General features: G+C 68.5%; 15 protein-coding genes and 1 tRNA gene. 9 read left to right on the forward strand and 7 right to left on the reverse strand.

Going from position 1 to position 20,055, the window contains the following annotated elements; translation table 11 throughout:
* Positions 1-5: 5 nt before the first annotated feature.
* Complete coding sequence (locus OQ789_RS19140; RefSeq protein ID WP_324687669.1) at positions 6-1,247, reverse strand: cytochrome P450; 1,242 nt, start codon at positions 1,245-1,247, stop codon at positions 6-8.
* Positions 1,248-1,377: 130 nt separating this feature from the next.
* Between OQ789_RS19140 and OQ789_RS19145 the strand changes: the two genes are divergently transcribed.
* Positions 1,378-4,662, forward strand: a complete 3,285-nt coding sequence (locus tag OQ789_RS19145) for a helix-turn-helix transcriptional regulator (RefSeq protein ID WP_324687670.1) — start codon at positions 1,378-1,380, stop codon at positions 4,660-4,662.
* 1 nt (position 4,663) lies between these two features.
* On the opposite strand, the gene OQ789_RS19150 is transcribed toward OQ789_RS19145, so the two are convergent.
* The 5 genes from OQ789_RS19150 to OQ789_RS19170 form a co-directional block, all read right to left on the reverse strand.
* A complete protein-coding gene (locus OQ789_RS19150) occupies positions 4,664-5,323 on the reverse strand; it encodes an LpqN/LpqT family lipoprotein (protein WP_420716151.1) in 660 nt (219 codons plus the stop codon).
* The gene (gene arsC / locus OQ789_RS19155) at positions 5,320-5,676 is read right to left on the reverse strand and encodes an arsenate reductase (glutaredoxin) (RefSeq protein ID WP_324687671.1); all 357 of its coding nucleotides are present in this window, start codon (positions 5,674-5,676) and stop codon (positions 5,320-5,322) included. Before arsC ends, OQ789_RS19150 begins: the two co-directional genes overlap by 4 nt.
* Positions 5,677-6,657, reverse strand: a complete 981-nt coding sequence (locus OQ789_RS19160) for a ribose-phosphate diphosphokinase (RefSeq protein WP_324687672.1) — start codon at positions 6,655-6,657, stop codon at positions 5,677-5,679. It abuts the gene before it with no gap.
* A 94-nt stretch (positions 6,658-6,751) separates the two neighbouring features.
* Positions 6,752-8,245: a bifunctional UDP-N-acetylglucosamine diphosphorylase/glucosamine-1-phosphate N-acetyltransferase GlmU gene (gene glmU / locus OQ789_RS19165; protein WP_324687673.1), complete on the reverse strand. Its 1,494-nt coding sequence runs from the start codon at positions 8,243-8,245 to the stop codon at positions 6,752-6,754.
* 172 nt (positions 8,246-8,417) lie between these two features.
* A tRNA-Gln gene (locus OQ789_RS19170) sits at positions 8,418-8,489 on the reverse strand.
* Between the two features lie 162 nt (positions 8,490-8,651).
* Between OQ789_RS19170 and OQ789_RS19175 the strand changes: the two genes are divergently transcribed.
* Positions 8,652-9,245: a TetR/AcrR family transcriptional regulator gene (locus OQ789_RS19175; RefSeq protein WP_156656103.1), complete on the forward strand. Its 594-nt coding sequence runs from the start codon at positions 8,652-8,654 to the stop codon at positions 9,243-9,245.
* A gap of 21 nt (positions 9,246-9,266) precedes the next feature.
* Here OQ789_RS19175 and lysA read toward each other — a convergent pair whose 3' ends face one another.
* Positions 9,267-10,616: a diaminopimelate decarboxylase gene (gene lysA / locus OQ789_RS19180; RefSeq protein WP_324687675.1), complete on the reverse strand. Its 1,350-nt coding sequence runs from the start codon at positions 10,614-10,616 to the stop codon at positions 9,267-9,269.
* A 120-nt stretch (positions 10,617-10,736) separates the two neighbouring features.
* Between lysA and mfd the strand changes: the two genes are divergently transcribed.
* The 7 genes from mfd (at position 10,737) to OQ789_RS19215 (ending at position 19,963) form a co-directional block, all read left to right on the forward strand.
* Complete coding sequence (gene mfd / locus OQ789_RS19185) at positions 10,737-14,393, forward strand: transcription-repair coupling factor (protein ID WP_324687676.1); 3,657 nt, start codon at positions 10,737-10,739, stop codon at positions 14,391-14,393.
* Positions 14,394-14,442: 49 nt separating this feature from the next.
* The gene (locus tag OQ789_RS19190) at positions 14,443-15,477 is read left to right on the forward strand and encodes a nucleoside triphosphate pyrophosphohydrolase (RefSeq protein WP_324687677.1); all 1,035 of its coding nucleotides are present in this window, start codon (positions 14,443-14,445) and stop codon (positions 15,475-15,477) included.
* Positions 15,478-15,715: 238 nt separating this feature from the next.
* The gene (locus OQ789_RS19195; protein WP_324687701.1) at positions 15,716-16,444 is read left to right on the forward strand and encodes a lytic transglycosylase domain-containing protein; all 729 of its coding nucleotides are present in this window, start codon (positions 15,716-15,718) and stop codon (positions 16,442-16,444) included.
* A gap of 67 nt (positions 16,445-16,511) precedes the next feature.
* On the forward strand, positions 16,512-17,801 hold the full coding sequence (gene eno, locus OQ789_RS19200; RefSeq protein WP_324687678.1) for a phosphopyruvate hydratase: 1,290 nt from the start codon (positions 16,512-16,514) through the stop codon (positions 17,799-17,801).
* Positions 17,802-17,821: 20 nt separating this feature from the next.
* Complete coding sequence (locus OQ789_RS19205; RefSeq protein WP_324687680.1) at positions 17,822-18,529, forward strand: septum formation initiator family protein; 708 nt, start codon at positions 17,822-17,824, stop codon at positions 18,527-18,529.
* The gene (locus OQ789_RS19210) at positions 18,522-19,010 is read left to right on the forward strand and encodes a DUF501 domain-containing protein (RefSeq protein ID WP_324687681.1); all 489 of its coding nucleotides are present in this window, start codon (positions 18,522-18,524) and stop codon (positions 19,008-19,010) included. The genes OQ789_RS19205 and OQ789_RS19210 overlap by 8 nt, the downstream gene beginning before the upstream one ends.
* A complete protein-coding gene (locus OQ789_RS19215) occupies positions 19,004-19,963 on the forward strand; it encodes a Ppx/GppA phosphatase family protein (RefSeq protein ID WP_324687682.1) in 960 nt (319 codons plus the stop codon). Before OQ789_RS19210 ends, OQ789_RS19215 begins: the two co-directional genes overlap by 7 nt.
* Positions 19,964-20,055 lie beyond the last annotated feature (92 nt).

A 20,055-nucleotide genomic window follows, 5' to 3' on the forward strand; every position in this document is an offset into this window, starting at 1 on the left:
CAAGCTTAGCGCCCAGGGTCGAACTCCAGCGGAACACTGGTGGGTCCGGTTACCCCGGCCATGACCTTCCAGGGGCTCGGCCCGGTCAGGCGGGGGTTGGGCAGTCGGCCGGTGATGACCCGTAGCGCTTCGGTCAGTTCCAGTCGCGCCAGGTGGGCACCGAGGCAAAAGTGCATACCGCCACCGAAATTGAGGATGGCTGGCGGGTTCTGGCGGGTGATGTCGAGACGTTCGGGGTCGTCATGGACGGCTGGGTCGCGGTTGGCTGACGCGATGTTGGCGGCTACCAGCGTGCCGGCCGGAATGCGGACGCCGGCGAGCTCAATGTCTTCGGCGGCGCGCCGGATGGTACCGAAAATGATTGGGCGGTAACGCATCAGCTCGGTGACCGCAGCCGCCGCCAACTCGGGATGCCGGGCGACCAAGTCCCACTGCTCGGGGTGGGCGGCCAGCACCTGCACCGCTGCGGCGAGCTGGCTCCGGGTGGTGTCGGTGCCGGCGGTCAACAGCGCGGAGGAGAGCGCGATCAGTTCGTCGTGGGTGAGCCGGTCGCCCGGATGTGCCGGGTCGTCGGCGCGGATCAGATCGGAGATCAGATCGTCGGCCAGCGCCGCCTTCCGCCGGGCGATCAAGTCCTCGATGTAGCCGTCCTGTGCGTTCACCGCCGCCAGGATCGCCGGGGTGTCGTTGACGACGTTCCACTCCAAGACCTTCTTGATGTCGTCGACCCAGCCGGAGAACAGCGGCCAATCCTGCGGGGGTACGCCCAACAGCGCGCAGATGACCGGTGTCGGATAGCCCCGGGCGATGTCGGTGACGACGTCGCAGCGGCCGACGGAGGTGACCGGTTCGACTAGCGCGGTGATGATTTTGACGGCGAGGGTGCGCAGTCGCTGGGCGGCGCGCGGTGCGAACGCCGTCGACACCAGTCGGCGGAGCCGATGGTGCACCGCACCGTCCAGGCTCAGGATGCTGCGCACCGTCCGGTCCCAGAGCGGGCCCGAGGTAATGCCTTGCGCCTCCAGTCCCAGGCCTTTGACCGTGATGAATCGGTCGTCGCGCAGGACTGTGCGGACCAGCCCGTGGGTCAACACCTCGGGGCCGTAAGGGCCGATCGCGATGGGCGCCCGGGCGCGGGCGTCGGCGATGACGCGGTGCGCCTCGTCGGGGTCGGTGAGGTGCTGGTAGTGCAGAGTGGGCAACCCCGCGTCAAGAACGCTCGCGCAGTCGCTGATCAGAGTCGTCATGCCCCCGACTATCCGGTTTCTCCTGGGCGCAGACCATCCGCTCTGGCGCGTAGATTGCGCGCTCGGGGGTCGTAAATCTGCGCGTCTTCGCCGATGTTTTCGTGCAGTGGCGACCGCGATGCTAGCTACCATGAGCCAACACGCGGAGATGCCGCTGAGCTGGAGTTTGACTGAGTTGCTGCCGACCGGAACGGTGACGTTGTTACTGGCCGACGTCGAGGGGTCGACGCGGCTATGGGAGACCCAGCCCGAACAAATGACCGCCGCGCTGGCCCTGCTGCACCGGACGGTGGACGACGCGGTTGCCGCTCATGACGGGGTGCGGCCGCTCGAGCAGGGCGAGGGAGACAGCTTCGTGACGGCGTTCGCCCGCGCCAGTGATGCCGTGGCGTGCGCGGTGGCTTTGCAGCGGGCGCCGTTGGCGCCCATCCGGATACGCATCGGAATTCACACCGGTGAAATCCAGCTGCGCGACGACGCCAACTACGCCGGGCCGACCATCAACCGGACCGCGCGGCTGCGCGATTTGGCGCATGGCGGGCAGACGGTGCTGTCGGGCGTGACGGAATCGCTGGTGGCGGACCGATTGCCCGAGGGCGTATGGCTGACGGAACTCGGTAGCTACGCACTGCGTGGGGTGCCGCGCCCGGAGCACGTGGTGCAGCTGTGCCACCCGGACCTGCACAACGAGTTCCCGCCGCTTCGAGTCGGCACCGGTGTCTCGTCGCACAATCTTCCGGCGCAGTTGACGAATTTCGTTGGGCGACAGGCGGAAATGACAGAGCTGCATCAGCTGGTGACCGATAACCGGTTGGTGACGCTGACCGGCGCGGGGGGCGCGGGTAAGACCCGACTTGCCGTTGAGGTCGCCACGCGTCTGATAGCCGAGTTCGCCGACGGGCTCTGGTACGTCGATCTGGCACCGATCACCAATCCTGTTGTGGCGCCAGTGACTGTCGCGCGCACGCTGGGTCTGCCCGACCAGCCGGGCCGCTCCACCATGGACATACTGCAGCGATTCATCGGCGACAATTCGATGGTGTTGCTGCTCGACAATTGCGAGCATCTGCTCGATGCGTGCGGCGCCATGGTCGTTGAGTTGCTCAACGCCTGCCCGCACTTGACGGTGCTGGCCACCAGTCGTGAGCCGCTTGCGCTGCCGGGCGAGCTGAGCTGGCGGGTACCGTCACTGCCGGTTGCCGACCAGGCGGTTGAGCTGTTCGCTGACCGCGCGCGTCGCGCTCGCGCGGATTTCGTTGTCAATCAGGACAATACAGCGACAGTAGAGGAGATATGCCGGCGCCTGGACGGGATGCCGTTGGCGATCGAGCTCGCCGCGGCGCGGGTTCGGGCGCTGTCGCTGACACAGATTGTGGACAGTCTGCACGACCGATTCCGGTTGCTGACCGGGGGCGCACGCACCGCCGTGCGCCGCCAGCAGACGCTGCGCGCATCGGTGGATTGGTCGCACGCATTGCTGACCGAGCCCGAGCGGTTGTTGTTCCGCCGGCTCGCGGCGTTCGCCGGGGGATTTGACCTCGATGCCGCTCAAGCGGTCGGGGCCGGCAGTGACGTCGAGGTCTATCAGTTAATGGACCAGCTGGGCCTGTTGGTGGACAAATCCCTGGTGGTCGCCGAGGATAACGGCACTCGAATGCGATACCGGTTGCTGGAGACCGTCCGTCAGTACGCACAAGAAAAGTTGGGTGAGTCGGGTGAGGCCGACCAGGTGCGCACGCGCCACCGCGACTACTACGCGACTAAGGCCGCTGAGCTGGAATCACGCGGACACGCCCGCGACGATGTGCTGTTGGCGTGGGCGCAAACCGAGATAGACAATTTGCGCGCCGCGTTCGCGTGGAGCCTGGAGAACTTCGACCTGGCGACAGGCCTGCAACTCATCGAGTCGTTGCGGCCGTTGTGGTTACGCGGCGGCCGTGTCAAGGAGGCACTCGTCGGCCTGGACGCGCTCTTGGCCGACGAGAGTCACTCGCAGATCCCACCCGCGGTCTGGGTAGGCGCCGTGACCCTGCGAGCGATCCTCGCGGCGTGGGTTGGCGTGTCGATGGACCTGGACCTGACGCGGCAGGCCCTCACCATCGCGCGTCAGCTCGCGGAGCCCGCGCTGATCACTCAGGCACTCATCGCCTGCGGACGGCTCGCGTATTACGGCGGCGAGGACGCCGAATCCTACTTCGCCGAGGCGATTGACCTGGCCCAGGCTGCCGGCGATAGGTGGAGCCTTTGCCAAATTTACGGCTATCAGGCGACGGCGGCCTTCCTCGCCGGTGAACCGATCGCGGCGTGTGCCGCCGCTGAGCAGGGACGTGACCTGGCCGACTCGCTGGGCGATCGGTTCTTCTCGCGGAGCTGTCGGGCCTGGCTGTCGTTAGCGCTGCTGATCCGGGGAGATTACGCGTACGCCGGGCAAGTCGGCCGCGCCCTGATCGACGAGGCGGAGGCGGCCGGCGACCTGACGATGAATGTCTATGGCCAGATTGCCTGCGCATCACTCCACGCGGCCCTGGGTGATGCGGCCGCCGCGTACGCGGCGGCGCAATCGGCGCTGAGTGCCGCGGAGGCGATAGGCGGGTTCCTGGAAGATTCGGTATATGCCGGGTTCGCTAACGCCGCTCTGGCCGCCGGTGACGCTTCGGCGGCACTGCGAGCGGCCCAGAACGCCTGGCAGCACACCAATCCGCAGCGTGAAGTTTTGACCGCAATCACCACACCGATGGCCGAGGCCGCGCTGGCCTGTGGTGATCTGGCCGTCGCACGCCGTTGGGCCGACGACACCGTCGTTCGAGTGTCGGGCTGGTACCAAATGAGAGCGCTGACCGTCCGCGCATTTATCGCTATCGCACAGGGCGATTTCGAGCAGGCCGAGCGCGACGCTCACGACGCGCTGGCGTTGGCCGTCCACACTCGGGGATATCTGCGCGTGGCCGACACCCTGGAATGCCTTGCTCGCCTCGCGGCCGCCGACGGTAATCGTCAATACGCGGTGCGCCTGTTGGGTGCGGCGGCGGGCATCCGCCAGCGTATGGGGCAACCTCGCTACCCGATGTATCAGGCGGACTACGACGCGGCGGTCGCGGTGATCCGGGAAGCGTTGGGGCAAGAAGGGTTTGAAGCTGCATGGGCCGAGGGCACGGCTCTATCGGTCGACGAGGCGATCGCCTACGCGCAGCGCGGTCGCGGTCAACGCAAAAGACCCAGCAGCGGCTGGGCCTCACTGACCCCGATGGAAAACGATGTGGTGCGCCTGGTCGCAGAAGGATTGGGCAACAAGGACATCGGGACCCGGCTCTTCATCTCGCCGCGCACCGTGCAGACGCACCTCACCCACGTGTACGCGAAGCTCGGCCTGACGTCGCGCGTCCAGCTGGTACAGGAAGCCGGCCGTCACGCCTGAATTACTTTGCCGCGACGACGAATCCGTGGATGATCGCGTCGATGTCGCTCGACTGCGCGGCGGCCTGATTGGCGAAGCCGGTGATGGTGAGCTGTACCAGATAGCGCTGGTGCGCCGGCCCAGAGCCGGTGGGAAGGATGATGCGGTTCCAGCTGTGCAGCCGCATGCCACCCTCGAGGTCGTAGCTGCCCTGGATCATCGACGAGGGAAAGCCGTTGTAGGGCGTGTCCGAGGCGTCCAGCTGCTTGAAGTTCTCGAACAGTTGCGCATCGTCGTTGCCGTGCTTGATCACCTGGGCCGGGTCGAAGTCACCGTTGAGCTTGAACACCACCAGCCGCGCCGTCGGGAACTTGCCGCCCTGCGAGATGATCAGCGTCTGCGGGCTGATGTTCGGGCTGGTGAACGGCGACCAGCCGGGCGGTGTCGGTATCGACACCGTCAGGTCGGGCAGCGATCCCGGTGCCACCGGTTCCCCGGTCACTCCGATGCTCTGCAGATACTGCGACAGAGGAACCGGCTTCCCCGCCGCCTTGGTTGTGGTGGGCGTCGAAGTCGTCGACAAGATCGATTGGTAGTCAGGCGTTTTCGGTGCACAGCCGCCGGCGCAAAAAGCTACCGCAACCAAGGCGGTAGCGGCTATACGGCCACTGGGCCGACTCACAGAATCTCGCGGACCGCGTCGATCGGACGGGCCAGCCGAGTGCCCTTCGAGGTGACGACGAAGGGTCGTTCGATCAAAATCGGGTGCTTGGCCATCGCGTCGAGCAGTTCGTCGTCGCCGGCGTCGTCGAGCGCGAGCTCGGTATAGAGCGACTCACGCTTGCGGATTGCGGTGCGTACGTCGATGCCCGCGGCGCGGATCATCTTCGCCAGCTCGGCGCGCGACGGCGGGGTTTTCAGGTACTCGACCACGGTGGGCTCAAACCCGTTGTCCCGCAACAAATCCAGCGTCTTGCGGGAGGTGCTGCAGCGTGGGTTGTGGTAGATGACGGCGGCAGCGGAACCCGACGCCATCTAGGCGTCTCCGTCGAATAGCCCGGTGACCGAACCGTTTTCGAATACGGCGCGAATGGTGCTGGCCAGCAGCGGCGCGATCGACAGCACCGTCAGCTGGGGGAAGCGCTTCTCCTCGCCGATCGGCAGTGTGTTCGTGACGATGACCTCCCGCGCGCCGCAGGCGGCCAGCCGCTCGGCGGCCGGATCGGAGAGCACGCCATGAGTCGCGGCGATCACCACATCGGAAGCACCGTCGTCATGCAGCAACTTCACCGCGCCGGCGATGGTGCCACCGGTGTCGATCATGTCGTCGATCAGGACACACGTCCGCCCCTGCACCTCACCGACCACACGGTTGGACACCACCTGGTTGGGCACCCGCGGGTCGCGGGTCTTGTGAATGAAGGCCAGCGGCACACCGCCCAGCGCGTCGGCCCACTTCTCGGCGATGCGCACCCGGCCGGAGTCGGGCGAGACGACCACCATGTTGCCGTCGGGGTAGTTGTCCCCGATATAGCCGGTCAGCAGGTTCTGCGCGCGCATGTGGTCGACGGGCCCGTCGAAGAAGCCCTGGATCTGGTCGGTGTGCAGGTCCACCGTCACGATCCGGTCGGCGCCCGCGGTTTTGAGCAGGTCGGCCACCAGGCGTGCCGAGATCGGTTCGCGGCCGCGGTGCTTCTTGTCCTGGCGGGCATACGGGTAGAACGGCATGACCGCGGTGATCCGCTTGGCGCTGCCCCGCTTGAGGGCGTCGATCATGATCAGCTGTTCCATCAGCCAGTTGTTCACCGGGTCCGGTGCCGACTGCAGGACGAAGGCGTCGCACCCGCGTACCGATTCGTGGAACCGCACGAAGATCTCACCGTTGGCGAACTCCCGCGCGGTCTGCGCGGTGACGTGGACGTCGAGCTCCTTGGCGACCTGCTCGGCCAGCTCCGGATGCGCCCGGCCGGAGAAGAGCATCAAGTTCTTGCGGTTATCTGTCCAGTCGTGGCTCAACGCGCTGCCCTCGCCAAATCGGGGTGGGGGATGGAAGGCCCCATCGTACGAAGCGAATCGTACGGAAATGTGGCCGGGTTGCCAGCTGCCAAATTCACGGTGTCTGTTCGGCTTCTGGCGTGGGGGCGGCCGCAGGGCCCCGACCGGCGGCTTTCTCGGCGGCCTCCGCCGCCTCCGCGGCCGCGCTGCCCGGGCGCTTGCGGCGCACCCAGCCTTCGATGTTGCGTTGCGGGCCCGCGGATACTGCCAGCGTTCCGGGCGGGACGTCGTTGCGCACCACGGTGCCCGCGCCGGTGTAGGCGCCGTCGCCCACCGTCACGGGCGCCACGAACATGGTGTCCGAGCCGGTGCGCACGTGCGAGCCGATGGTGGTCCGCCGTTTGGATTCGCCGTCGTAGTTGACGAAGACGCTGGACGCGCCGATATTGCTGTGTTCGCCGATGTCGGCGTCGCCGACGTAGGTCAGGTGCGGCACTTTGGAGCCGGTGCCGATGGTGGCGTTCTTGGTCTCGACGAACGCGCCGAGCTTGCCGTCGTCGCCCAGCACGGTTCCGGGGCGCAAATAGGTGAACGGCCCGACGGTGGCGCCGGCGCCGATGGATGACGAGGTGCCGTGCGTGCGCACCACCGAGGCGCCGTCACCGACGCTGACGTCGGTCAGGGTGGTGTCAGGGCCGACGACGCAATGGCTCCCGATCTGGGTGCGGCCGAGCAGGTGCGTCCCGGGCTGGATGACGGTGTCGCGACCGATGCTCACGTCGACGTCGATCCAGGTGGTGGCGGGGTCGACGATGGTGACGCCGGCCATCTGGTGGGCCGCGATGAGGCGGCGGTTCAGTTCGGCACCGAGCTGCGCGAGCTGGACGCGGTTGTTGACGCCGGCGACCAGCGCGCTGTCGTCGACGTGGCGTGCGTGGATGGCCAGGCCGTCGCCGCGCAGGATGGCGATGACGTCGGTCAGATAGAGCTCCTGCTGGGCGTTGTCGGAGCTCAACCGGTTCAGCGCCGAGCGCAGCGCCGCGGTGTCGAAGGCGTAGACACCGGCGTTGACCTCGCGGATTTCGCGCTGTGAGGGCGTGGCATCGGCATGCTCCACGATCGCCATGACCTCGTTGTCCTGGGTGCGCAGGATGCGGCCGTAGCCGCTGGGGTCGCTCACCGTCGTGGTCAGCACCGTAACCGCGGCCGTCGTGGCGTTATGGCCGGCGACCAGGTCGGCCAGGGTGTCGGCGTCCAGCAGCGGCGTGTCGCCCGAGGTGACGACGACGACCCCGGCGTAGTCGGGGGGTAGCGCGGACAGGCCGCACAGCACCGCGTCGCCGGTGCCGCGGGGCCGGTCCTGCAGCGCAACGTCGATGGGGCGCCCGAGGGCGTCGGCCCAGTCGGCCACCAGGGGCGCGATGCGCTCGTGGTCGTGGCCGAGGACGACGATCAAGTGCTGGGGAGCCACCTTGGTGATCGCGTGCAGCAGGTGGGACAGCATGCTGCGCCCGCCGATGGTGTGCAGGACTTTCGGGGTGTCCGACCGCATCCGGGTGCCGGGCCCGGCCGCCAGCACCAGGACCGCGGTATCACCGGGAGACGACATCAACCCTCCTTTTGGGTTTGCTTCCGCGCGGGCTGTGCGCGGGAACGCCGACACGTCGTCAAGCGTGTCACCTCAGCTGCGGTGAGGCAAAAACCGATCGGATATCGGGCGGGCCGCTTCGACCAGTTCGCCGAACGTGGGCCCTAAGCAGCGAAACTGCCGCGCCGGGAAGCTCCGTCGCCAGGACTCGAACCTGAACTATCTGAACCAAAATCAGAGGTGCTGCCGATTACACCACGACGGATCGCGAACCGATTGGCGGGCGGCGGGCTGAACCCGACCGCGCCAAGAAGACTTTAGTCTGACCGCTCGCGGCCCGACGACCGATACGCTGATTGACGTGGCCGTGCTGGACTCCCAAGCGCAAAAGGAACCGGACAAAGAGGCGCGGGCGCCGCGGGCGCGGATGACGGGCACCGAGCGCCGCCAACAGCTCGTCGGCATCGCGCGCACGCTGTTCGCCGAACGCGGGTACGAAGGCACCTCGATCGAGGAGATCGCGCTGCGCGCCAACGTCTCCAAACCGGTCGTCTACGAGCATTTCGGCGGGAAGGAAGGCCTGTACGCCGTCGTCGTCGACCGCGAGATGTCGGCGCTGCTGGACGGCATCACCTCGTCGCTGACCAACAACCGGTCCCGGGTGCGCGTCGAGCGGGTCGCGCTGGCGCTGCTCACCTACGTCGAACAGCGCACCGACGGCTTCCGGATCATGATCCGCGACTCGCCGGCCGCGATCAGCTCGGGCACCTATTCCAGCCTGCTCAACGACGCCGTCAACCAGGTCAGCTCCATTCTGGCCGGCGACTTCTCCCGTCGCGGCCTGGATCCCGGGCTGGCGCCGCTGTATGCCCAGGCGCTCGTCGGCTCGGTGTCGATGACGGCGCAGTGGTGGCTGGACACTCGGGAGCCCAAGAAGGAAGTGGTGGCCGCGCATCTGGTCAACCTGATGTGGAACGGGCTGACCCACCTGGAGGCCGACCCGCGGCTGCAGGACGAGTAGCCCGCTTCGCGAGCGTAAGGGTTACCCGCAGTCGCGGGCCAGCAGGTCGGCAACGGTTTCCCGGCGAACCAGTTCGCGGGCCCGCCCGTCCTTGACCGCCACCAGCGCGGGGCGGCCGACCATGTTGTAGTTCGACGCCATGCTGTGGTGGTAGGCGCCGGTGCAGGCCACGGCCAGCAGGTCGCCGGGGTGCAGGTCCGCGGGGAGTTCGATGTCGCGGATGATCTCGTCGCCCGCCTCGCAGTGTCGGCCGACGACCGTGACCCGCTGCTTGAGTCCCAGCGAATGCCGGTTCGCCAGCGCGACTGTGTACTGCGCGCCGTACAGCGACACCCGCGGGTTGTCGCTCATGCCGCCGTCGACCGCGACGAAGGTGCGTCCGCCGGGCTGGGTCTTGATCGAACACACCCGGTACAGCGTCACGCCGGCCCGGCCGCTGATGGCCCGGCCCGGTTCCACCACGATCTGCGGCCGCGGGAAATGCTCGGCGGCGCAGGCTTCGTCGAGCGCGTTCTCGATGACGTCGGCCAGCTGCTCGAGGTTGAGTTCGCGATCGCCGGCCACATAGGGGATGGCGTGCCCGCCGCCGATGTTCAGCTCGGTGAGGATGACGCCGTGCCTGGTCCGGATATCGGCCATCGCGGTGATCATCCGGTGGATCGCCTCGCCGTACAGGGCGGGGTTCCATACCTGCGAGCCGATGTGGCAGTGCAGGCCGACCAGGTCGAGGATCGGGTGCGCCAGCACGCGCTGGGCCGCGACGTCGGCGCGGTCGCCGTGCAGCGTGAATCCGAATTTCTGGTCGCTGATTCCGGTGGTGACGGCCCGGTGTCCGTGGATGTCGATGTCGGGGGTCACCCGGAGGAGCACGCGTTGGCGGCGTTGCGCCAAACCGGCGAGGTAGGCGATTTCCATGCTGGAGTCCAGCACGATGCGTCCTACCCCGGCGCGCACCGCTTCGCGCAGCTCCTCCGGCGATTTTGCGTTGCCGTGCATGACGATCCGTGCCGGGTCGACTCCGCCGGCCAGGGCGATGGCAAGCTCACCGCTGGAGCAGACGTCGAGGCCGAGGCCCTCTTCGCGGGCCCAGCGGGCCACCGCGGTGCTCAGCAGCGACTTCCCGGCGTAGACCACCACTGTGTTTCCGGCGCCACGTAGCGTGCGGCGGTAGCGGCGGGCGCGTTGCCGGAAGTCGGTTTCGTCGATGACGTAGGCCGGGGTGTGGAACTCGTCGGCGATATCGGCCAGCGGTACACCGCCGACGCACAGCCTGCCCTCGTCGTCGGGATGGGTGGTAATGGGCCAGATCGCGGGATCGAAACGCGGGGGGACCGCCTGGCCGAGCGACGGCAAGATGTCCAGCAATGTCATGGGTTCAACGTGCGCCCGCGGGCGGCCGGGTGGTGGTTTCCTTACGATCATTTGACGGCGGCGAGCTCAATATTGACGTGGTTCGGTGCGTCCGGAGCCACCCCTAGAATGGGGTGCATCATGACCGCACCGGGGGCTGCTCGCCCAGAAACCCCGATCGCGGGGCTCGTTGAATTGGCGCTCACCGCGCCGACCTTCCAGCAGCTGATCGACACCGCGGCCGCCTCGCCGGCCGAATTGAGCCTGGTGGGTCCGGCCGGCGCACGGCTGTTCGTCGCCGTCGCGCTGGCGCGGTCGGGCCCTCTGCTGGTAGTCACCGCGACCGGGCGTGAAGCCGACGACCTGACCGCCGAGCTGCGCGGTGTGTTCGGCGATGCCGTCGCGGTGTTCCCGTCGTGGGAAACGCTGCCGCACGAACGGCTTTCGCCCGGCGTCGACACCGTCGGCGCCCGTTTGACCGTGCTGCGCCGGCTGGCCCATCCCGACGACGCGCGGCTGGGCCCGCCGTTGCGGGTGGTGGTGACCGCCGTGCGTTCGCTGCTGCAGCCGATGACGCCGCAGTTGGGGCTGGTGGAGCCGGTCACATTGAGCGTCGGTGCGGAGATCGAGTTCGAGAGCGTGATCGCCCGGCTCGCCGAGCTCGCCTATACCCGGGTTGACATGGTCGGCCGTCGCGGCGAATTCGCCGTGCGCGGCGGCATCCTCGACGTCTTCCCGCCCACCGCCGAGCACCCGGTGCGCGTCGAGTTCTGGGGCGACGAGGTCAGCGAGATGCGGATGTTCTCGGTCGCCGACCAGCGATCGATCCCCGAGATCACGGTCGACACCCTGATCGCGGTGGCCTGCCGCGAGCTGCTGGTCACCGACGAGGTGCGGGAGCGGGCCGCCGAGCTCTCCGCGCGGCACTCCGCCGGGGAACCCGCCATCACCGGCAGCGTGACGGACATGCTGGCCAAGATCGCCGAGGGCATCGCTGTCGACGGCATGGAGGCGCTGCTGCCGGTATTGCGCCCGGGCGCGCAGGTGCTGCTGGCGGACCAATTGGCCCCTGGCACACCGGTCTTGCTCTGCGATCCGGAGAAGATCCGCACCCGGGCGGCCGACCTGATCAAGACGGGCAGCGAATTCCTGGAGGCGTCGTGGTCGGTGGCCGCGCTCGGCACCGACGCGCCGGTCGACGTGACCCAGTTCGGCGGGTCGGGGTTCGCCGAACTCGACGACGTGCGGGCCGCGGCGGCCCGCGGTGGCCATCCGTGGTGGACGCTGAGCCAGCTGTCCGACGAGTCGGCCGTCGAGCTCGAGATCCGCTCGGCACCGTCGGCGCGCGGGCACCAGCACGACATCGACGGCATTTTCGCGATGCTGCGTGCCCACGTGGCCACGGGCGGGCACGCCGCAATCGTTGCCCCCGGGGCCGGGACGGCCCACCGCGTGGTGGAGCGCCTGGCCGACTGCGACACCCCGGCCGCCATGCTGGAATCCGGCGCGGCGCCCAAGGCCGGCGTGGTCGGCGTGCTCAAGGGGCCGCTGCACGGCGGCGTGATCATCCCGGGCGCCACCTTGGTGGTGATCACCGAGACGGACCTGACCGGCAGCCGGGTGACGGCCGTCGAGGGCAAGCGGCTCGCGGCCAAGCGGCGCAACACCGTCGACCCCCTGGCGCTGACCGCGGGCGACCTGGTGGTGCACGACCAGCACGGCATCGGGCGATTCGTGGAGATGGTCGAGCGCACCGTCGGCGGCGCGCGGCGCGAGTACCTGGTGCTCGAATACGCCTCGAGCAAGCGCGGTGGCGGGTCCGACAAGCTGTATGTGCCGATGGATTCGCTGGACCAGCTGTCCCGCTATGTCGGCGGGCAGGCGCCCGCGCTCAGCAAGCTGGGCGGCAGCGACTGGGCCAACACCAAGACCAAGGCCCGCCGGGCCGTGCGCGAGATCGCAGGCGAGCTGGTGTCGCTGTACGCCAAGCGGCAGGCCAGCCCCGGGCACGCGTTCGGCCCGGACACCCCGTGGCAGGCCGAGATGGAGGATGCGTTCGGCTACACCGAAACCGTCGACCAGCTCACCGCGATCACCGAGGTCAAGTCGGACATGGAGAAGCCGATCCCGATGGACCGCGTGATCTGCGGCGACGTCGGTTACGGCAAGACCGAGATCGCGGTGCGGGCGGCGTTCAAGGCGGTCCAGGACGGCAAGCAGGTAGCGGTGCTCGTGCCCACCACGCTGCTGGCCGACCAGCATCTGCAGACCTTCTCCGACCGGATGACCGACTTTCCGGTGACCGTCAAGGGCCTGTCCCGGTTCACCGATCCGGCCGAGTCCAAGGCCGTCATCGAGGGCCTGGCCGCCGGAACGGTGGACGTGGTGATCGGCACGCACCGGTTGCTGCAGACCGGGGTGCGCTGGAAGGACCTGGGCCTGGTCGTGGTCGACGAGGAGCAGCGGTTCGGCGTCGAGCACAAGGAGCACATCAAGTCGCTGCGTACCCATGTCGACGTGCTGACCATGAGCGCGACCCCCATTCCGCGGACCCTGGAGATGAGCCTGGCCGGCATCCGCGAGATGTCGACGATCCTGACGCCTCCCGAAGAGCGCTATCCCGTGCTGACGTATGTCGGCCCGCACGACGACAAACAGGTCGCCGCCGCGTTGAGGCGCGAGCTGCTGCGCGACGGGCAGGTCTTCTACGTGCACAACCGGGTCAGTTCGATCGACCGGGCCGCGGCCCGGGTCCGCGAGCTGGTGCCCGAGGCGCGGGTGGTCGTCGCGCACGGGCAGATGCCCGAGGAACGGCTGGAACGCACGGTGCAGGGCTTCTGGAACAGGGAGTACGACATCCTGGTGTGCACCACGATCGTGGAGACCGGGCTGGACATCTCCAATGCCAACACGCTGATCGTCGAGCGCGCCGACACCTTCGGCCTTTCGCAGCTGCACCAGCTGCGCGGCCGGGTGGGGCGTAGCCGCGAACGCGGCTACGCCTACTTCCTGTATCCGCCGCACTCGCCGCTGACCGAGACGGCGTACGACCGGCTGGCCACCATCGCGCAGAACAACGAGCTGGGTGCGGGCATGGCCGTCGCGATGAAGGACCTCGAGATCCGCGGCGCCGGCAACGTGTTGGGAGTCGAGCAGTCCGGGCACGTCGCCGGCGTGGGTTTCGATCTGTATGTCCGATTGGTGGGCGAGGCCGTGGAAGCCTATCGGGCGGCCGCCGACGGCCAGACCGTCACGACCGCCGACGAGCCCAAGGATGTGCGCATCGACCTGCCGGTCGACGCGCACCTGCCGCCCGACTACATCGCCAGTGACCGCCTGCGCCTGGAGGGGTACCGGCGGCTTGCCGCCGCGGCCTCCGACGGCGAGATCGACGCGGTCGTCGAGGAGCTCGTCGACCGGTATGGGGCGCTGCCCGAGCCGGCGCGTCGGCTGGTGGCGGTGGCGAGGCTGCGGCTGCTGTGCCGCGAGGCCGGCATCACCGAGGTCTCGGCGGCGTCGGCGGCGACGGTGCGGGTCTCGCCGATGGCGTTGCCGGACTCGGCGCAGGTGCGGCTCAAGCGGATGTATCCGGCCGCGAGCTACCGCGCGACGACGTCGACGGTGCAGGTCCCCATCCCGCGCGCAGGCGGGCTGGGCGCGCCGCGACTGCGCGACGTCGAGCTGGTGCAGATGGTGGCCAACCTGGTGACCGCACTGCAGGGCAAACCCCAGATCGATGTTGGTATAACGGGTGAACTCCCTGCATCGATGGCGACTGAGGAGCGACGGGCGCGATGATCCGCGCCGGCGACGATGCACAGCGAAGCGATGAGAAGGAGCGGCGCGGATGATCGTCGTCTTGTTCGACCCCCGCCGGCCTTCGCTGGTGCCGATCGAAGCCATCGCGCACCTCGGCGGTGAGGTGCAGTACACCGAGGAGATGCCCGTCGCGGTGCCGTGGTCGTTGCCCGCGGCGCGGCCGGTGCACTCCGGTGAGGACGCCCCGGTGCTGCTGTCGTCGGACCCCGACCACCCCGCCGTTGTCGCCCGGTTGGCGGCCGGCGCCCGGCTGATCGCGGCGCCCGAGACACCGCGCGGCGAACGGCTGGTCGATGCCGTGGCGATGATGGACAAACTGCGCAGCGCCGGGCCGTGGGAAAGCGAGCAGACCCACGACTCGCTGCGCAGGTTCCTGCTGGAGGAGACCTACGAATTGTTGGACGCGATCGGCAGCGGCAGCACCGACCAGTTGCGCGAAGAGCTCGGCGACGTGCTGCTGCAGGTGCTGTTCCACAGCCGCATCGCCGAGGATGCGTCGCAGTTCCCCTTCACCATCGACGACGTCGCCGCCACCCTGATGCGCAAACTGGGCAATCGGGTGCCGGGAGTTCTTGCCGGGCAATCTATTTCGCTCGAAGAACAGTTGGCTCAATGGGAGGAGCGCAAGGCGGCCGAGAAGCCGCGAAAGTCGGTGATGGACGAGGTGCACACCGGGCAGCCCGCATTGGCGCTGGCGCAGAAGGTCGTTGCGCGTGCCCGCAAGGCGGGCCTGCCTGACGACCTGATCCCCGAGGAGATCACCTCGGTCTCGGTGTCGGCCGAGGTCGATGCCGAAAGTGCCCTGCGCGCCGCCGTTCTGGAGTTCGTGGAGACGGTCCGCGGAGTCGAGCGGGCGATCTCGGCCGCCCGCCGCGGCACCGGCATTCCCGAAGAGTTCGACGTGGCCCCGCTCGGCGAGATCGACGGGGAGGAGTGGCGCGAGCACTGGCCGGCCGGCGCGGCCGGCTCCAAGGCCGGCTCCAAGGCCGGCTCCAAGGCCGGCTCCAAGGAGGACTCCACAGCCCACTCCATGGCCGACAACGCCACCGCCGGCGACGACTGACGGGCCGGCAATGCCCGGCCCGCGTCCTATTTCACACTTTCGGCAATATGGTGTCCGGCGATGCAGAAATCTTTGCCGAATGCGCCATCGTTACCCGTTAAACGGTGGATCGGATTAGCTGAAACCTTCACGCGAGGGCGCGCGGAAGCCCGACGCGACCGGGTAGTTCCCGAACGCATGGGACGATGGTGGGGCGGAAGTTGATGCAGGCGAGTCTAGGGGAGCTCAGGAAAGCATGGTGTCGCCGAGGCGTTGGATGCGCGCGGCCGCCGTGATCGGCGCGACCGCGATAGTTCTGGCCTCCAGCTGTACCTGGCAGCTCAGCCTGTTCATTCCCGACGGCGTCCCGCCACCGGCCGGCGATCCGGTGCCCGCGGTGGACACCCACGCCAGCGGCCGGCCCGCGGATCAGTTGCGGGAGTGGGCGGCGCAGCGGGCGGCGGGGCTGGAGATCCCGGTGATCGCGCTCGAGGCCTACGCCTATGCGGCCCGCGTCGCCGAGGTCGAGAACCCGAAGTGCCACATCGCGTGGACCACCTTGGCCGGCATCGGGCAGGTCGAGAGCCACCACGGCACGTACCGCGGCGCGCGGCTGGCCCCCAACGGCGATGTGAGCCCCCCGATTCGGGGGGTGCGCCTCGACGGCAGCGGCGGCACGCTGCGCATTGTCGACTCCGAGGAAGCCGTAACCGACGCGGACGGCGTGACGCGCGCCATGGGTCCGATGCAGTTCATCCCGGAGACGTGGCGGCTTTATGGCGTCGACGCTCACAACGATGGGCGGGTAAGCCCGGACAACATCGACGACGCCGCGCTCGCGGCGGCCGGCTATCTTTGCTGGCGCGGAAAGGATCTCGGGACTCCCCGCGGCTGGATCACCGCGCTGCGCGCCTACAACAACTCCGGTGTCTACGCCCGGGCGGTCCGCGATTGGGCGACCGCCTACGCAAAAGGTCACCCGCTGTAGCAGGATGTATCGCTGACCGGCGAATGCCCGCGCCGGCGCCCGGGCAAGTCTAGGCAAGGAGAACTCAGTGCCGATTATCGAGCAGGTCGGGGCCCGCGAGATCCTCGATTCCCGCGGTAACCCGACAGTCGAGGTCGAGATAGCCCTGATCGACGGAACCTTCGCCCGCGCCGCGGTGCCGTCCGGCGCGTCGACGGGCGAGCACGAGGCCGTCGAACTGCGCGACGGCGGCGAGCGTTACGGCGGCAAGGGCGTGCGCAAAGCGGTGCAGGCGGTGCTGGACGAGATTGGTCCGGCAGTGATCGGCCTGAACGCCGACGACCAACGGCTGGTGGACCAGGCGCTGCTGGATCTGGATGGCACGCCCGACAAGTCGAGGCTGGGCGGCAACGCGATCCTGGGTGTGTCGCTGGCCGTGGCCAAGGCCGCCGCGGATTCCGCCGAGCTGCCGCTCTTCCGTTACCTCGGCGGCCCGAACGCGCACATCCTGCCGGTGCCGATGATGAACATCCTCAACGGTGGCGCTCACGCCGACACCGCCGTCGACATCCAGGAGTTCATGGTCGCGCCGATCGGTGCGCCCAGCTTCGCCGAGGCGCTGCGCTGGGGCGCCGAGGTGTATCACGCGCTGAAGTCGGTGCTGAAGAAAGAGGGCCTGAGCACGGGCCTGGGCGACGAGGGCGGTTTCGCGCCCGACGTCGCAGGCACCACCGCGGCCCTGGACCTGATCAGCCGGGCCATCGAGTCGGTCGGTTTCAAGCCCGGCGCCGACGTGGCGCTGGCCCTCGACGCGGCGGCCACCGAGTTCCACACCGACGGCACCGGTTACCGGTTCGAGGGCTCCACCCGCTCCGCCGAGCAGATGGCGGAGTTCTACGCCGGTTTGCTCGGGTCATACCCGCTGGTGTCCATCGAAGACCCGCTGTCAGAAGACGATTGGGACGGCTGGGTGACCCTGACCGCGTCGATCGGTGACCGGGTGCAGATCGTTGGCGACGACATCTTCGTTACCAATCCCGACCGCCTGGAAGAGGGAATCGACAAGGGCGTGGCGAACGCGTTGCTGGTCAAGGTCAATCAGATCGGCACGCTGACCGAGACGCTGGACGCCGTCGCACTGGCCCACCACAGCGGCTATCGCACGATGTTGAGCCACCGCAGCGGAGAGACCGAGGACACCACGATCGCCGACCTGGCGGTGGCCGTCGGCAGCGGGCAGATCAAGACCGGCGCGCCGGCCCGCAGCGAACGTGTCGCCAAATACAACCAGCTGCTGCGGATCGAGGAGGCGCTCGGCGACGCCGCCCGCTACGCCGGCGACCTGGCCTTCCCGCGGTATGCCGTGGAGGCGAAATAGCTTGACGTGCAACGGCTGGCATGGCTGACGCGAAACGGCCCGACCCGAAACGGCGCTCCCCGGCCTCACGCCCGGGGAAGGCCGGCGAGTCGGGCCGTGGCCGTCGCACCGCCAAGCCGTCCTCCAAGCCGTCAGCGCGGACCTCGCCCACGGCGAGCCAGGCCGGCCGGGCCGGCGCGCGGTCACAGCAAGAGCATGTCGTCGAGCCCATAACGCGCCAGGCCGCCGAATCCCTCGAGCAGCGCTCGGAGCAACGGCTGGGCTTCACGGCACGGCGTGCGGCGGTGCTGGCCGCGGTGGTCTGCGTGCTGACCTTGACCATCGCCGGGCCGGTGCGCACCTACTTTGCGCAGCGCACCGAGATGAACCAACTGGCGGCCAGCGAGGCGGCCCTGCGCGGTCAGGTCGCCGACCTAGAGCAGCAGAAGGCCAAACTCGCTGACCCGGCCTACATTGCCGCGCAGGCTCGCGAGCGGCTCGGGTTCGTCAAGCCCGGAGACATCCCTTTCCAGGTGCAGCTTCCGCCGTCGGCGGCCGAGCCCACGGAGCCGGGGTCCCCGTCGGCGAAACCGGCCAACGGGGACCCTTGGTACACCTCGCTGTGGCACACCATCGCCGATGCCCCGCATCTGCCGCCGGCCAATTCGCCTGCGCCCCAACCACCTCCGGTCGAGCCGGGATCGCCCGGTCCGGAGCCCGCGCCGAGTCCCGCGGGTCCCGGTGGTTGATCGTGCCGACCTGGAGGCGGTGGCGTGCCAACTCGGGCGCGAGCCGCGCGGGGTACTCGAGATCGCCTACCGTTGTCCCAATGGTGAACCCGGCGTGGTGAAGACGGCGCCGAAACTGCCTGATGGCACGCCGTTTCCGACGTTGTACTACCTGACCCATCCGGTGCTGACGGCCGCCGCCAGCAGGCTGGAGACCACGGGGCTGATGCGCGAGATGACCGAGCGGCTGGGGCGGGACGTGGAGTTGGCGGCGGCGTACCGGCGTGCCCACGAGTCCTATTTGGCCGACCGAGACGCGATCGAATCGCTGGGGACCACGTTTTCCGGTGGGGGGATGCCCGACCGGGTGAAATGTCTGCACGTGCTGATCGCCCATTCGTTGGCCAAGGGTCCTGGCGTGAACCCGTTCGGCGACGAGGCGCTGGCTGTCCTGGCCGATTCTGCTGCGATGGAGGGCATTTTGGTGGCCGGACAATGGTGAACGACAGGTTCGCGGGAATCGACTGCGGTACCAACTCGATTCGGTTGTTGATCGCCGATGTCGACGGTGGCCGCCTGCGCGATGTGCACCGGGAGACGCGGATCGTGCGGCTGGGTCAGGGTGTCGACGCGACCGGAGAGTTCGCGGCGGATGCGATCGACCGGACCCGCGCGGCGCTCACCGATTACGCGGCCCTGATCGCCGAGCACGGCGCGCGGGGGGTGCGGATGGTGGCCACGTCCGCCGCCCGCGATGTCGCCAACCGTGACGCCTTCTTCACGATGACGGCCGACGTGCTGGGTGCGGTGCTGCCCGGGGCGATGGCGGAGGTGATCAGCGGCGCCCAGGAGGCCGAACTCTCGTTTCGTGGGGCGGTCGGCGAGTTGGACAGTGCCGCGGGACCTTTCGTCGTCGTCGACCTGGGCGGCGGCTCCACCGAGATCGTGACCGGCGCCGGTGACGGCGCGGACGCGGTGAGGGCCAGCTATTCGGCGGACATCGGCTGCGTGCGGCTGACCGAACGCTGCCTGCATTCCGACCCGCCGACGCCCGAGGAGGTCACGGCCGCGCGCCGGGTGGTGCGTGAACGGCTCGACGTCGCGCTGGGTGTGGTGCCCGTGGAGGGTGTGAAGACTTGGGTGGGGCTGGCCGGAACCATGACGACGCTGTCCGCGCTGGCTCATGGGTTGACGACGTATGACGCTGCGGCCATTCATCTTTCGCGCGTGCGCGGTGATGACCTGCTGGCGGTGTGCGAACGACTGATCGGTATGACGCGGGCCGAGCGCGCCGCGCTGCCGCCGATGCACGAGGGCCGGGCCGACGTGATCGGCGGGGGAGCGATCGTGGTCGAGGAGTTGGCGCGCGAACTGCGGGCCCGTGCGGGCATCGATGAGCTGACGGTCAGTGAGCACGACATCCTGGACGGCATCGTGTTGTCCATCACCCCTTAGGTCACATCAGCCACTTTGGCCTCTGGAAAAGGATGCACATGTTGTGCCCGCCTCATAGCGACAACGTGCGTTTGTGTCGTACCCGCGTGCGA

This window comes from Mycobacterium sp. 94-17 (assembly GCF_035617725.1).
Classification (GTDB): domain Bacteria; phylum Actinomycetota; class Actinomycetes; order Mycobacteriales; family Mycobacteriaceae; genus Mycobacterium.

Bases quoted from the DNA above. Each gene is read 5' to 3' on its own strand.
- lysA (WP_324687675.1), bottom strand. From the start codon at position 10,616: ATGACATTGCTGGACATCTTGCCGTCGCTCGGCCAGGCGGTCCCCCCG.
- mfd (WP_324687676.1), top strand. From the start codon at position 10,737: ATGACCGCACCGGGGGCTGCTCGCCCAGAAACCCCGATCGCGGGGCTC.
- arsC (WP_324687671.1), bottom strand. From the start codon at position 5,676: ATGGCGTCGGGTTCCGCTGCCGCCGTCATCTACCACAACCCACGCTGC.
- OQ789_RS19215 (WP_324687682.1), top strand. From the start codon at position 19,004: ATGGTGAACGACAGGTTCGCGGGAATCGACTGCGGTACCAACTCGATT.
- OQ789_RS19190 (WP_324687677.1), top strand. From the start codon at position 14,443: ATGATCGTCGTCTTGTTCGACCCCCGCCGGCCTTCGCTGGTGCCGATC.
- OQ789_RS19140 (WP_324687669.1), bottom strand. From the start codon at position 1,247: ATGACGACTCTGATCAGCGACTGCGCGAGCGTTCTTGACGCGGGGTTG.
- OQ789_RS19205 (WP_324687680.1), top strand. From the start codon at position 17,822: ATGGCTGACGCGAAACGGCCCGACCCGAAACGGCGCTCCCCGGCCTCA.
- OQ789_RS19175 (WP_156656103.1), top strand. From the start codon at position 8,652: ATGACGGGCACCGAGCGCCGCCAACAGCTCGTCGGCATCGCGCGCACG.
- glmU (WP_324687673.1), bottom strand. From the start codon at position 8,245: ATGTCGTCTCCCGGTGATACCGCGGTCCTGGTGCTGGCGGCCGGGCCC.
- OQ789_RS19145 (WP_324687670.1), top strand. From the start codon at position 1,378: ATGAGCCAACACGCGGAGATGCCGCTGAGCTGGAGTTTGACTGAGTTG.